The sequence below is a fragment of the Nocardioides albidus genome (assembly GCF_006335005.1).
Taxonomy (GTDB): Bacteria; Actinomycetota; Actinomycetes; order Propionibacteriales; family Nocardioidaceae; genus Nocardioides; species Nocardioides albidus.
In genome coordinates this window covers 246,917-259,799 of the sequence record NZ_VDMP01000026.1, presented here as the reverse complement: position 1 = coordinate 259,799, position 12,883 = coordinate 246,917, and the positions used below count along the sequence as shown (strand labels likewise).

At 72.2% G+C, this 12,883-nt stretch carries 15 protein-coding genes and 2 tRNA genes; 10 read left to right on the top strand and 7 right to left on the bottom strand.

Features of this window, described 5'->3' with window-relative positions:
• Window positions 1-883, bottom strand: an 883-nt coding sequence (locus FHP29_RS17050) for a PrsW family intramembrane metalloprotease (RefSeq protein WP_240044563.1), incomplete at its 3' end; no start/stop codon positions are given.
• Window positions 884-941: 58 nt separating this feature from the next.
• On the opposite strand from FHP29_RS17050, the gene FHP29_RS17045 reads away from it, so the two are divergent.
• The 3 genes from FHP29_RS17045 (at window position 942) to FHP29_RS17035 (ending at window position 4,386) form a co-directional block, all read left to right on the top strand.
• On the top strand, window positions 942-2,408 hold the full coding sequence (locus tag FHP29_RS17045) for an aminopeptidase P family protein (RefSeq protein WP_240044562.1): 1,467 nt from the start codon (window positions 942-944) through the stop codon (window positions 2,406-2,408).
• Window positions 2,409-2,468: 60 nt separating this feature from the next.
• Window positions 2,469-2,915, top strand: a complete 447-nt coding sequence (locus tag FHP29_RS17040; protein WP_139624064.1) for a universal stress protein — start codon at window positions 2,469-2,471, stop codon at window positions 2,913-2,915.
• Window positions 2,916-3,045: 130 nt separating this feature from the next.
• Window positions 3,046-4,386: an NAD-dependent malic enzyme gene (locus tag FHP29_RS17035; RefSeq protein WP_139624321.1), complete on the top strand. Its 1,341-nt coding sequence runs from the start codon at window positions 3,046-3,048 to the stop codon at window positions 4,384-4,386.
• A 21-nt stretch (window positions 4,387-4,407) separates the two neighbouring features.
• On the opposite strand, the gene FHP29_RS22275 is transcribed toward FHP29_RS17035, so the two are convergent.
• On the bottom strand, window positions 4,408-4,545 hold the full coding sequence (locus tag FHP29_RS22275; RefSeq protein WP_205014210.1) for a hypothetical protein: 138 nt from the start codon (window positions 4,543-4,545) through the stop codon (window positions 4,408-4,410).
• A complete protein-coding gene (locus FHP29_RS17030) occupies window positions 4,542-5,015 on the bottom strand; it encodes a DUF4396 domain-containing protein (protein ID WP_205014208.1) in 474 nt (157 codons plus the stop codon). Before FHP29_RS17030 ends, FHP29_RS22275 begins: the two co-directional genes overlap by 4 nt.
• Window positions 5,016-5,120: 105 nt before the next feature.
• Between FHP29_RS17030 and FHP29_RS17025 the strand changes: the two genes are divergently transcribed.
• The 4 genes from FHP29_RS17025 (at window position 5,121) to FHP29_RS17010 (ending at window position 7,725) form a co-directional block, all read left to right on the top strand.
• Window positions 5,121-5,197: transfer RNA gene (locus FHP29_RS17025), tRNA-Arg, on the top strand.
• A 76-nt stretch (window positions 5,198-5,273) separates the two neighbouring features.
• Window positions 5,274-6,080 carry an ABC transporter ATP-binding protein gene (locus FHP29_RS17020; protein ID WP_139624063.1) on the top strand — a complete coding sequence of 269 codons (807 nt, stop codon included), beginning with the start codon at window positions 5,274-5,276 and terminating at the stop codon, window positions 6,078-6,080.
• A 39-nt stretch (window positions 6,081-6,119) separates the two neighbouring features.
• The gene (locus FHP29_RS17015) at window positions 6,120-6,776 is read left to right on the top strand and encodes a hypothetical protein (protein ID WP_139624062.1); all 657 of its coding nucleotides are present in this window, start codon (window positions 6,120-6,122) and stop codon (window positions 6,774-6,776) included.
• A gap of 175 nt (window positions 6,777-6,951) precedes the next feature.
• A complete protein-coding gene (locus tag FHP29_RS17010; protein WP_139624061.1) occupies window positions 6,952-7,725 on the top strand; it encodes an acetoin reductase in 774 nt (257 codons plus the stop codon).
• On the opposite strand, the gene FHP29_RS17005 is transcribed toward FHP29_RS17010, so the two are convergent.
• The 3 genes from FHP29_RS17005 to FHP29_RS16995 are packed head-to-tail and all read right to left on the bottom strand — an operon-like array spanning window position 7,686 to window position 10,055.
• On the bottom strand, window positions 7,686-8,768 hold the full coding sequence (locus FHP29_RS17005; RefSeq protein ID WP_240044561.1) for an adenosine deaminase: 1,083 nt from the start codon (window positions 8,766-8,768) through the stop codon (window positions 7,686-7,688). The two genes, FHP29_RS17010 and FHP29_RS17005, sit on opposite strands and share 40 nt — an antisense overlap.
• A 31-nt stretch (window positions 8,769-8,799) precedes the next feature.
• Window positions 8,800-9,540 carry a DsbA family protein gene (locus tag FHP29_RS17000; protein ID WP_139624060.1) on the bottom strand — a complete coding sequence of 247 codons (741 nt, stop codon included), beginning with the start codon at window positions 9,538-9,540 and terminating at the stop codon, window positions 8,800-8,802.
• Window positions 9,540-10,055, bottom strand: a complete 516-nt coding sequence (locus FHP29_RS16995; RefSeq protein WP_139624059.1) for a MauE/DoxX family redox-associated membrane protein — start codon at window positions 10,053-10,055, stop codon at window positions 9,540-9,542. Before FHP29_RS16995 ends, FHP29_RS17000 begins: the two co-directional genes overlap by 1 nt.
• A 78-nt stretch (window positions 10,056-10,133) precedes the next feature.
• Between FHP29_RS16995 and orn the strand changes: the two genes are divergently transcribed.
• The 3 genes from orn to FHP29_RS16980 all read left to right on the top strand — a co-directional run bounded on the left by orn (window position 10,134) and on the right by FHP29_RS16980 (window position 11,855).
• Window positions 10,134-10,769, top strand: a complete 636-nt coding sequence (orn, locus tag FHP29_RS16990; protein WP_139624058.1) for an oligoribonuclease — start codon at window positions 10,134-10,136, stop codon at window positions 10,767-10,769.
• 58 nt (window positions 10,770-10,827) lie between these two features.
• A tRNA-His gene (locus FHP29_RS16985) sits at window positions 10,828-10,900 on the top strand.
• A 94-nt stretch (window positions 10,901-10,994) separates the two neighbouring features.
• The gene (locus FHP29_RS16980) at window positions 10,995-11,855 is read left to right on the top strand and encodes a helix-turn-helix domain-containing GNAT family N-acetyltransferase (RefSeq protein ID WP_139624057.1); all 861 of its coding nucleotides are present in this window, start codon (window positions 10,995-10,997) and stop codon (window positions 11,853-11,855) included.
• A 4-nt stretch (window positions 11,856-11,859) separates the two neighbouring features.
• On the opposite strand, the gene FHP29_RS16975 is transcribed toward FHP29_RS16980, so the two are convergent.
• Entirely contained in the window at window positions 11,860-12,813 is a 954-nt protein-coding gene (locus tag FHP29_RS16975; RefSeq protein WP_139624056.1) for a pirin family protein, read from the bottom strand.
• Between the last annotated feature and the right edge of the window lie 70 nt (window positions 12,814-12,883).

Below are 12,883 nucleotides of genomic sequence, written 5' to 3'. Positions count from 1 at the left end.
CCACCCAGCCGATGTCGGTGGCGGGCAGCAGCCCGCGCTGGGCGGCGTCGGTGAGGGCCACCCGCAGCACGTGCGCCTCGGTCTCGCGAGCCCACCAGGCCAGCGCGACCATGCCGATGAACGCGGGAGCCATGATGACGACGTACACGACGGCGAAGCTGCCGAAGCCGAAGACCGTCGAGCCGTTCCAGGTGGCGTGCGCCAGCACCGCGAGGAGGTAGCCGCCGACCGGGGCCAGCCAGCGGACGGCCGCACTGCGGGAGGAGACGGCCAGGCCGATGCCGACCCCCGTGAACGCCGTGAAGAGCGGGTGGGCGAACGGGCTGAAGACGCCGCGCAGGACGAACGTGCCGGTGACCGCCTCGATGCCGCCGGGCCCCATCCCGTCGGTGCCGTTCCAGGCCGCGATGAGGTAGAGGATGTTCTCGGTGAAGGCGAAGCCGACACCGACCATGCCGGCGTAGACGATGCCGTCGAGGATGCCGTCGACCTCCGCCCGGCGCCACCACAGCAGCAGGACCAGGAAGAGGCCCTTGCTGGCCTCCTCGATGACGGGAGCGACGACGGCCAGGGAGAAGGTGTCGGTGAAGCCGACGAGCAGGCCGCCGAGGCCCTGGACCACGACCGCGGCCATGGTCGCGACGAAAGCGCCCCAGGCCAGGCCCCCGACGAGCAGGGCTCGCGGCTCGGGCTCGTAGCGGTCCAACCAGAGGTACGCCGCCAGCACGGGCCCGACCGGCAGCGCCGCCAGGGCGGTCGCGAGCAGGGTGATGGCCGGGGCGCCGGAGAGCGCGAGAACCAGGAGCGTGAGCAGCGCGCCGAGCGCCACCGCCACGGTCACGACGACCGTGAAGGCAAGGCTGTTGCGGCGGACTGCGGGCATGAGGGAACCCTATCCGGAGCGAGTCCTGCGCCTGAGATCGCGGCGTACGATCGGGAGCGTGAGTGCGGACACCCCCCAGACCGAGCCCCAGACCAAGTCCCAGACCGAGTCCCAGACCGAGCGCCAGACCGAGCCCAGGACCGAACAGCACGACCCCGTCGTCCCCGAGGCGTACGCCGCCTTCATGCGCACCGGCTGGGACGAGCGCGAGGAGGACGTCGCGCGCCACCCGGTCGCCGACCTGGCCGCGTCCCGTCGGGCTCGCCTGGCCGAGGCGTTCCCGGGCGAGCGGCTGGTGCTGCCGGGGGGTGGCTACAAGGTCCGCGCGTACGACACCGACTACCGCTTCCGGGCCGACACCGCGCACGCGTACTTCTCCGGCAACCACACCTCCGACGCGGTCCTCGTGGTCGAGCCGGACGGCTCCTCGGTGCTCTACGCGCGCCCGCGCTCGGGGCGCGACACCGACGAGTTCTTCCGCGACCGGCAGTACGGCGCGCTCTGGGCGGGGAAGCGGCCCTCGGCCGGCGAGCTCGAGGCCGCGCTCGGCCTGAGGGTCAAGCACGTCGACGAGCTCGCGGGCGATCTGGCCCGGGGCGCGAAGACCCGCGTGCACCGCGGTGTCTCCCCGACGGTGGACGCGCTGGTGGGCGGCGATGAGGGCCGTGACGCCGAGCTGGCCCGGGTCGCCTCGGAGATGCGCCTGGTCAAGGACGCCTGGGAGATCGCGGAGCTGCAGGCCGCCGTCGACGCGACCACACTGGGCTTCGAGGACTGCGTGCGCGAGTGGGACCGGGTCATCGAGCACGGCGAACGCTGGCTCGAGGGCACCTTCTTCCGCCGGGCGCGCACGATGGGCAACGACCTCGGCTACGACTCGATCGTCGCCGGCGGCCCCCATGCCACGACGCTGCACTGGATCGAGAACTCGGGGCCGATCGTCCCCGGACAGCTGGTGCTGTGCGACATGGGCGTCGAGGGAGCCAACCTCTACACCGCCGACGTCACCCGGACGCTGCCGGTCGCAGGCACCTTCACCCCGCTCCAGCGCGACCTCTACTCGCTCGTGCTGCGCTCGCAGGACGCGGCGATGGCCGCGCTGCGCCCCGGCGCGCACTTCCTCGCCGGCCACGAGGCAGCCATGGAGGTGCTCGCCCGCGGACTCGACGACCTGGACCTGCTCCCGGTGAGCGTCGACGAGGCGCTGTCGCCCGACTCCCGCGTGTACGCCCGCTGGACCCTGCACGGCGTGAGCCACATGCTCGGCATGGACGTCCACGACTGCGGCCAGGCCGCGCCGGAGTCCTACCGCGAGGCCGAGCTGGTCGAGGGCATGGTGCTCACGGTCGAGCCGGGTCTCTACTTCCAGGCCGACGACCTCCTCGTGCCCGAGGAGCTGCGCGGCATCGGGATCAGGATCGAGGACGACGTCGTCGTCACCGCCGACGGCATCGAGAGCCTCTCGGCCGCCCTCCCCCGCACCCCCGACGCCATCGAGGAGTGGATGGCGACCCTGCGCGGGTGATGTGGCGCGCGTCACGCTAGGTTCGCACCATCAGCTCAGCAACGTGAACAGGAGACGGCGATGGCCGACAGCAGGACGATCGTGACCGGGGTCGACGGAAGCGAGACGGCGACCGCCGCCGCCGAGCGGGCGGCCGTGCTCGCGGGCGCGCTGGGCGCCCGCCTGCATGTGGTGTCCGCGTTCGGGAAGTTCGAGTCCGAGACGGTGCGCATCGGCAGCGACACCCTCCTCCTCAGCACGGAGCGGGACGCCGAGGAGGTGGCGGCCAAGGTCACCAAGGCTCTGCAGGCGGCCCACCCGGACGTGCAGATCACCAGCGGTGCCGCCGAGGGCAAGCCGGGCGACGCCCTGGTCGCCACGGCCGAGGCGCTGGGCGCCGAGCTGATCGTGGTCGGCAACAAGCGGGTCCAGGGGATCGCCGGACGGGTGCTCGGCAGCATCGCGCGCGATGTCGCGGCCCGCGCCTCGTGCGACGTGTACGTCGCGCACACGCACGAGCGGAGGTAGCCGCCGGGCCGGTGCCCCGGGTGCCTCCGGGGGATCGAGAGGCGCTGGCGACTTCCGAGTAGCCCCGCGGCGGGACAGACTGGGGCCCGTGCCCACCAGGACTGCCACTGCCTCGTCGTACTCCATCACGATGCGCCTGCACACGACCGTCGACCACGGCGTCGTGGGCGAGGTCGCCACGGCGATCGCCGAAGCCGGGGGGATGGTGACCGCGATCGACGTCGCGGAGTCCAGCTCCAGCCGGCTCACCGTCGACGTCACCTGCTCGGCGGCCGATGCCGAGCACGCGGCGGAGTTGCAGGCCGCCGTCGCGGCGGTGGAGGGCGTGGAGGTCCACAAGGTCTCCGACCGGACCTTCCTCATCCACCTCGGCGGCAAGATCGAGGTCGCCTCCAAGGTCCCCCTCAAGACCCGTGACGACATGTCGCTGGCCTACACCCCCGGTGTGGGCCGGGTGTCGATGGCGATCGCGGAGAACCCCGACGACGTGCGCCGCCTGACCATCAAGGGCAACGCCGTCGCGGTCGTCACCGACGGGTCGGCGGTGCTCGGCCTCGGCAACATCGGCCCCGGCGCGGCCCTGCCGGTGATGGAGGGCAAGGCCGCGCTGTTCAAGCGCTTCGGCGAGATCGACGCCTGGCCGATCTGCCTCGACACCCAGGACACCGACGAGATCGTCCGCGCGGTCGAGCTGATCGCCCCCGGCTTCGGCGGCATCAACCTCGAGGACATCGCCGCGCCGCGCTGCTTCGAGATCGAGGCGCGGCTGCGCGAGCGGCTCGACATCCCGGTCTTCCACGACGACCAGCACGGTACGGCGATCGTGGTCCTGGCCGCGCTGACCAACGCTCTGCGGGTGGTGAAGAAGGAGGTCGGCGCTGCGCGCGTCGTCGTGTCCGGCGGTGGCGCGGCCGGCACCGCCATCGTCAAGCTGCTGCTCGCCGCCGGCGTCAACGACGTGGTGGTCGTCGATCGCAACGGCGCCCTGGTCGCCGGCGACGCCGGTCTGTCCGCGGCCCACGAGGAGCTCGCCGGGCTCACCAACGCCGAGCGGCGCTCGGGCGGCCTGCAACAGGTCCTCGAGGGTGCGGACGTGTTCATCGGCGTCAGCGCGCCGGGGATCCTCAAGCCGGAGTGGATCCGGACCATGGCCGCCGACCCGGTGGTCTTCGCCCTCGCGAACCCCGACCCGGAGGTGGACCCGGCGGCCGCAGCGCGGTTCGCCGCCGTCGTGGCGTCGGGTCGCTCGGACTTCCCCAACCAGGTCAACAACGTGCTCGCCTTCCCCGGCGTCTTCCGGGGTCTGCTCGACGCCCGCGCGTCCGAGGTGACGATGGAGATGATGCTGCGCGCGGCCGACGCGATCGCCCACGTCGTGCGCGACGACGAGCTGAACGCCTCGTTCATCATGCCGTCGGTGTTCCACCCCGAGGTGCATCACGCGGTCGCCGCCGCGATCGCCGGCGGCTGAGGCTCACCGCGCCTTCGAGGCTCAACGCAGCTGGACGACGGCGGGCCGGTCCACCCCGTGCGCCGGCGCTTCGTCGTTCTCGAGCTCGGCCGCGGTGGAGACGACCAGGCCGCCGAGCAGGAACCCGATGACGCCCGCGGCGAGGGTGTTGACGTTCATGCGTGGTGCTCCGATCCGTGAGCGTGGTGGGCGCCGTGGACGTCCTGGTGCAGGGCGTGCCCCTTGCCCCGGTCGATGAGGTAGCGGTTGACCGGGAAGGCGGCGAGGAAGGCCGCGGAGAGGGCGATCATCATCCCGAGCCAGAAGACCGGGTTGACGAGCCCTGCGCCCATGGCCCCGGGGATGGCCGCCATGACGGCGTTGTCGACGGTCTCCATCACGATGATCGAGAGGGTGTCGGCGGCCAGGACCAGCCTGAGCGCCCTGCCCAGGCTCATGCCGTCACCGACCAGCGGGAGCGACGACAGCGCGTAGCCGAACACGAACGCGAGGCCGACCGCGAGGGCCATCGTCTGCGCGTCGGACAGGCCGGCCGCCGTACCGATCATGAGCCCGGCGATCTCGCCGATCGCGCAGCCGGTCAGGCAGTGCAGGGTGGCGCTGGCGGCGATGGCGTTGCGGGGTTTCATCGTCTCTCCTCCTCGGTGACTCTCACCAGAACCTAATACCCCCCTGGGGTATTCCGCAACGCTGATACGAGCCTCATGCGGCCGCAGCGGTACCCTCGTCGCTCCGCCTCCGTAGCTCAGCTGGATAGAGCAAGGGCCTTCTAATTCCTGGGTCGCAGGTTCGAATCCTGCCGGGGGCGCCAGCCCGAGTCGGGTGGCTGAGCGTGACCTGGGGGTCACCCTCACCCGCCCGACCCATGTCCGAAGGAGCAGATCCCTGTGAGCCCGACCGTCCTCGACCTGCGCGACGTCGTCTTCCGCCGCGGAGGCGGCGAGATCCTGCACGGCGTGGACCTGACCGTGCGCGCCGGCGAGCACTGGGCCCTGCTCGGTCCCAACGGTGCCGGGAAGAGCACGCTGCTCGGGTTCTGCGGCGCCCAGGTGCACCCGACGTCGGGCACGGTGGAGGTGCTCGGCCGCCGCCTCGGCCGGGTCGACCTGCAGGAGCTGCGTCGCGACATCGGTCACGTGAATCCGCGCCACCCGCTCCAGTCCGCCCTGACCGTGCGCCAGGTCGTGCTGACCGGGATCACGGGCACCGTCGAGCTGACGATGCGCTGGACGCCGTCGGCGGAGGAGCTCGCGCGGGTCGACGAGCTGATCGCCGAGGTCGGTCTGGAGGCCCACCGCGAGTCCCGGTGGCCCACCCTGTCCCAGGGCCAGCGCGGCCGGGCGCTCATCGCCCGGGCGCTCGCCGCGCAGCCCCGCCTGCTCCTCCTCGACGAGCCGACGACCGGGCTCGACGTCGCCGCGCGCGAGCAGCTGCTGACCGTCCTCGACCGCCTGGCGCACACCGCTCCCGAGGTCGCCTCGGTCCTGGTCACCCATCACCTCGAGGAGCTGCCGACCACGACGAGCCACGCGCTCCTCCTGGCCCGGGGCAGCGTGGTCGCGGCCGGGCCGGTCGCGGAGGTGCTCACCACCGCCGCGGTCACCGCCACCTTCGACCACCCGATCGACGTCGACCACGACGGCGGCCGCTGGCGCGCCCGCGCGCTGCCGCCGACCCGGCTCCACAGCGCCTGATCCCGCGTTGAACGGGGCGGGCCGGGTACCGCCCCGGTCATGGCCTTCTCCGTGATCACCACCGCAGCCGATCTCGCCGGGCGCGCCCTGGCGTCGATCACGAGCGGCATCGCCGCGCTCCGGCCGGGCGAGAAACCGCTCCACCCCGACGGCGAGATGTACGCCGGCCGGCTGGTCCGCCCCGGATCGGACACCCCGATCGGGGTGCCGTGGATCGACGAGAACGGCGAGGACGACGTGACCGTGCGGGTGTCGCGCGCGATCGGCCTCCCCGGTCGGCTCCCCGACGTGCACGGCCTCGCGGTGCGCCTGCACCAGGGAGCGGGCGGCGACGCCGATCTGCTGCTCGCCACCACCGGCTGGGATCCCGTGACGCGGCACCTCCTGCTGCCGGCATGGAACGCGCACTCGCCGCTGACCTGTCTTCTCCCCTACCGGAGCCCGGTCGGGCCGGTGGTGATCGGAGCGCGACCGGTCGACGTGCGCGGCTACGAGCTGTGCTGGGCGAGCGTCGGCGGCGAGTGGCACGTCCTCGGCGACCTCACTCTGGAGATGCCCCTGCCCGACGCGAGCGAGGTCGACTTCGACCCGGTGCTCAACACCGTGCCCGGACTGGAGCAGTACCCCTGGGTCGAACGGCTGCGAGAGCAGTCGTACGCCACCGCCCGCCGGCTGCGGCGCGCCTCCCGCGGCTGATCCGGCGCCCGTCGTACAAAAGGATCAGCCCCGCGGGAGGTATGAGCCCCGTGGGGCTGACGTCTGTCCGGGGCCGGCGGGTCTGCAACGGCGCTGCAACTCTTCAGCGTCGCTCGGCACCACTCCTACATTGAGCGCGCACCGCACCGTGTCCTCGATCACACCAGGAGTCCCCATGTCCGTCGCCCACGTGACCGGAGCCGCCCGCGGCATCGGTCGGTCCATCGCCCTCCGCCTCGCGTCGGACGGACACGACGTCGCCGTCTCCGACCTGCCGTCGATGGCCGACGAGCTCAAGGGCACCCGCGAGGAGATCGAGGCGACCGGGGTGCGCTCGGTGGACCTGCACGGGGATGTGTCCGATCCCGACTCGGTCCGGGCCCTCGTCGCCGGCACCGTCGAGGCGCTGGGCTCTCTGGACGTGATGGTCGCCAACGCCGGGATCGCCCAGACGAAGGCGCTGCTCGACGTGACTCCGGAGGAGTACGACCGCGTCCACGCGGTCAACGGACGGGGCGTCTTCCTCTGCTACACCGAGGCGGCCCGCCAGATGATCGCGCAGGGCAACGGCGGGAAGATCATCGGCGCCGCGTCGATCGCCGCGCACAAGGGATTCGCGCTGCTCGGCGTCTACTGCTCCTCGAAGTTCGCCGTGCGCTCCCTCACGCAGTCCGCCGCGCAGGAATGGGCCGAGCACGGCATCACCGTCAACGCGTACTGTCCCGGCATCGTCGACACCCGGATGTGGGAGGAGATCGACCATGATCTCGGGGAGATCAACCACGTGGGCAAGGGCGAGTCGATGGCGGAGATGGCGGCCGGGATCGCCCTGGGCCGAGTCTCCCGCGGCGAGGACGTCGCCGGGCTCGTGTCCTTCCTCGCGGGTCCGGACTCCGACTACATGACCGGTCAGTCGGTGCTCATCGACGGCGGAATGATCTTCGTCTGACCGGAGCCGCCGGCACGGCCGGCGGACGACTCGTAGGCGTCGATCTCGGCCACCAGGCCGTCCTTGACGCCCTCGGGCGCGAACGACGCGACCACCGCGGCTCGGGCGAGGTCCGCGAGCCCGGCGTCGTCGAGGCCGAGCAGGCCGGCGGCGATCTCGTACTCGCGGTTGAGGGTGGTGCCGAACATCGGCGGATCGTCGGAGTTGATCGTCACCACCACGCCCGCCTCGACGAACACCGGCAGCGGGTGCTCGTCGAGGGAGGCGACCGCTCGGGTGGCGACGTTGGAGGACGGACACACCTCGAGCGGGATCCGGTGCTCGGCCAGATGGGCGAGCAGCGCGGGGTCCTGGGCCGCGGAGGTGCCGTGCCCGATCCGCTCGGCGCCGAGGTCGTGCAGCGACGTCCAGATCGTCTCCGGGCCGGTGGTCTCCCCGGCGTGCGGGACCGAGTGCAGTCCGGCCGCGCGCGCCGCCTTGAAGTGGGGGGTGAACTGGTCGCGCGCGACGCCGATCTCCGGCCCGCCGAGACCGAATCCGACGAGTCCCTCCGGCGCGTGGTCGAGCGCGAAGCGCAAGGTGGCGTCGGCCGCCGGGACGCCCGCCTCGCCGGGGATGTCGTAGATCCACCGCATCACGAGACCGAGGTCTCGCTCGGCCGCGAGCCGGGCGTCCTCGATCGCCTCCGTGTAGGCCTCGATCGGCATGCCGCGGTCGGGGTCGTCGGGCAGCACGGAGGTGTACGGCGTGCAGGTGAGCTCGGCGTACCGCACCGACTGGCCCTCGTGGAGCTCGCGGGCGATCTCGTAGGTGAGATAGCGGACGTCCTCCGGCGTGCGGACCAGGTCGACCACCGCGAGGTAGACCTCGATGAAGTGGGCGAAGTCGCGGAACGCGAAGAACTCGCGCAGCCGCTCGGGATCCGAGGGGACCGTGCCCGGGTGGCGCTCGGCCAGCTCGGACACGATCCGAGGGGACGCGGACCCGACATGGTGGACGTGGAGCTCGGCCTTCGGCAGGCCCGCGACGAAGTTGCTCAGCACGGGCCGATCCTGCCAGCCGGCCGGACCCCGGTCACTCCAGTTCGGAGATCAGGTTGTCGGCCAACTCGTCGATGGTGCGCCCGTCCTGGAAGACCTCGCCGTCGAGCAGAACCGTCGGGGTCCCGGTCACGCCGGCCTTGGCCGCCTCGGCGGTCGCCTCGTCCACCCATGCCTGGTGGGACAGGCTCTCGATGCCGCCGCGGACGTCGGCCTCGGCGGCCCCGGCCTCGACGGCGAGGTCGACCAGGTCGTCGTTCGTGGCGGCGTCCGGGTCCTCCTCGGACGGCTGGTTCTCGTAGAGGAGGTCGTGGAACTTCTTGGCGACCTCGGGCCCGGACTTCTCGAGCACGAGCGCGAACGCGTTGGTCGCCCGGATCGGGTAGTCCGCGATCCGGCTGAGCAGGTCGAAGGGCCGGTACTCGACGCGGACCTTGCCGTCGGCGGCCAGCGCGGTCAGGTCGTCGCGGGTCGCGCGCTCGAGCTCGCCGCAGTAGGGGCACAGGAAGTCCTCGTAGATGACGACCGTGCGGGGGGCGTCCGCGTCGCCGATGGCCACCCCGTACTCACTCGAGCTGCTGGCCGCGTCGGCCAGCTTCTCCTCGCCCTTGTCCTGCTCGCGCAGGCCGAACCAGATGGATCCGCCGACGATGAGCGCCATCACCGCGAGGACGCCCCCGATGGTCAGGAACCGGCGGCGTGTCTCGCTCCTCTGCTGCGCGGCGCGCATCTCGGCGGCCTTCGCCCGGGCATCGGCCCTCGAGTTCGACGACATCAGTTCATGGCTCCTTCGTGGGTGGTGGCCCGCTCCTCGGGCCTCGGGGCGAACAGCAGCGAGTCCAGGGCCAGCGGCGTGCGGCGCAGGGACGCGACGAGGAGCGAGGCTGCCAGCAGCGCCGCGTCGCGCGCGATCTCCCAGGGGTACGCCGAGGCGGCGCCCGCCTTCGCGCCACCGCCGCCGAAGCACCCGCAGTCGATCTCGATCCCGCGCGCCCACACCGAGGCGATGCCGACGATGAACGCCCCGAACAGCAGCGCCGAGACCACGGCCGCGCCCCGCGCGAGCACCCCCAGCACCAGCGCCAGCCCGACGACGAGCTCGACGGCGGGCAGGGCGAGGCCGACCGGCTCGGCGAGCGAGGACGGCAGCAGCTGGTAGGCCCGCACGGCGTTGACGCTCGCCTCCGGCTCGGCGACCTTCAGCCCGCCGGCCACGATCCACACGACGCCGGCGACCAGGCGGGCGGCCAGGCCGAGCCAGGCGAGCACCGTCGGTCGGGTCCCTGTCATGACGGTGAGGCTAGTCGGACGCGCTGAGCGGCTGCTGAGAACCGCACGGCGGCGGCGTACCGCGTAGGGTGCGGGCTCGTGAACGAACGACTGGTCTGGATCGACTGTGAGATGACCGGGCTCGACCTCGGGGCCGACGCGCTCATCGAGGTCGCGGCCCTGGTGACCGACTTCGACCTCAACGTGCTCGGCGAGGGTGTCGACGTCATCATCAAGCCGCCGGCGGAGGCGCTGGACCAGATGATCGAGTTCGTCCGCACCATGCACGAGACGTCCGGCCTGCTGGAGGAGCTGGAGCACGGCGTCACCCTGCGCGAGGCCGAGGAGCAGGTGATGGCCTACCTGCGCGAGCACTGCCCGGCCGACAGCCGCCCGCCGCTCGCCGGCAACTCGGTCGCCACGGACCGCGGCTTCGTGGCCCGTGACATGGCCGAGCTCGACGCCTTCCTGCACTACCGCATCGTCGACGTCTCCTCGATCAAGGAGCTCTCGAAGCGCTGGTTCCCGCGCGCCTACTACAACGCGCCGACCAAGCGGGGCAACCACCGCGCCCTGGCCGACATCCAGGAGAGCATCGAGGAGCTGCGCTACTACCGCGACACGGTCTTCGTGCCGCTGCCGGGCCCGGACTCGGACGTCGCGAAGGAGGCCGCGGGCCGTCACGGCGGGTCGATCACCGGCCTCGGCGAGCCGGCTGCGGATACCGATTCCTGATTCCGACGGCCCTGCGTCTACACTCGTGCCGCTGACTCGGCCACGGCCGGGTCGCATGGTGGGTATAGCTCAGCTGGTAGAGCGCCGCGTTGTGGTCGCGGATGTCGCGGGTTCAAGTCCCGTTACTCACCCCGAGAGCCTCGGCCGGACCCGCACGGGTCCGGCCGAGGCGCATTTCCCGCCCTCCTCGTTCGACGTCCAGCATTCTCTGACTACAGTCAGAGGATGCTGACCGAGGCGCTGCGTCGATTCAACCGGACCTACACCCAGCGCATCGGCGTGCTCGACGAGTCCTTCCTCGGCACCGGGCGGCCGCTCGCCGTCTCGCGCCTGCTGTTCGAGGTGGGCAGCACGCCGGGCACCAGCGTGCGCGGGCTGCGCGAGCGCCTCGACCTCGACTCGGGCCACCTCTCGCGCCTGCTGCGTCGCCTGGAGACGGAGGGCCTGACCACGACGACGCCGGACCCCGTCGACCGCCGCCGCCGGGTCGTCGAGCTGACGCCGGCCGGCCGCACGGCGTACGACGACCTCGAGCGCCGCTCGGAGGAGCGGGCCGCCGCGCTGGTGGCCCCGCTGACCGCGCGTCAGCGCGAGCGCCTCGACGAGGCGCTGCGCACCGCCGACCTCCTGGTCCGGGCCGCCACGGTGCGGCTCAGCGAGGTGGCCCCCGACCACCCGTCGGCCCAGGAGGCGACGCGGCGCTACTTCGCGGAGCTCGACGCGCGCTTCCCCGAGGGCTTCGACCCGGGCGGGCCGGTGGCCCCGGAGCCCGGGGCCACCTATGTCGTCGCGAGCTCGGACGGGGAGCCGGTGGCCTACGGCGGGATCCGCCCGGCGCTCGACGACCACACCGCCGAGATCAAGCGGATGTGGGTGCACTCCGCGTGGCGCGGGGCGGGCCTGGGCGCGCGGATGCTGCGCCACCTCGAGACGCTCGCCGCCGCGCAGGGCCGCCGTCGCGTCGTACTCGACACGAACGGGGCCCTGCACGAGGCGATCGCGATGTACGAGCGGTCCGGCTACCGGCGGATCGAGCGCTACAACGACAACCCCTACGCCGAGGCGTTCTTCGAGAAGCGGCTCTGAGTCCTCAGCCGCCGATCGGCAGCCCGAAGCGCCCCTTCTGGTAGTCCTCGTAGGCCGAGAGCACCTCGGCCTTGGTGTTCATGACGAACGGCCCCGCCCACGCGATCGGCTCGCGGATCGGCTGACCGCCCACGACGATGACGTCGAGCCGCGGCGAGCGACTCTCCTGGCGGCGGTCGGCCGTGACGGTCAGGTAGTCGCCGGCGCCGAGGACGGCCGTCTGGCCGGCGTGCAGCGGGCTCGACTCGGTGGCGCCCACGCGTCCCGATCCGTTGAGGACGTAGACCAGCGCGTTGTGCTCGACCTGCCACGGCAGGTCGAGGCGGGCGCCGGGCTCGAGGGTGGCGTGCACGAGCGTCATCGGGCTGTACGTCGAACCCGGACCGGCATGTCCGTCCACGCTGCCGGCGATCACCCGGACGAGGGCGCCGGCGTCGTCGCTGGTGAGCAGGGCGACCTCGCCGGAGCGGATGTCCTGGTAGCGAGGCGCGTTCAGCTTGTCGGCCTTGGGCAGGTTCACCCACAGCTGGACGCCGTGGAACAGCCCGCCCTGCTGGACCAGCCACTCCGGCGGCGTCTCGATGTGCAGGAGCCCGCTGCCGGCGGTCATCCACTGGGTGTCGCCGTTGGTGATGGTGCCGCCACCGCCGTGGCTGTCCTGGTGGTCGAAGACGCCGTCGATGATGTAGGTGACGGTCTCGAAGCCGCGGTGCGGGTGCCAGGGCGTGCCCTTGGGCTCGCCGGGCGCGTACTCCACCTCGCCCATCTGGTCCATCATGATGAACGGGTCGAGGTCGCGCAGGTCGATGCCGGCGAACGCCCGGCGGACCGGGAAGCCCTCCCCCTCGTAGCCCTGCGGTGCGGTGGTGACCTGCCGGACCGGGCGCGGCTGGTCGCCCAGGCCGGGCACGCTCAGGCGTGGCAGGACAGTCAGGTCGTCGACGGTGATGGCGGGCATCGCATCCACCTCCAGGTGGCTGGTCGGGTTGTTGCCATGTCAACCATGATCCGACGGCGGGCATTCCCGC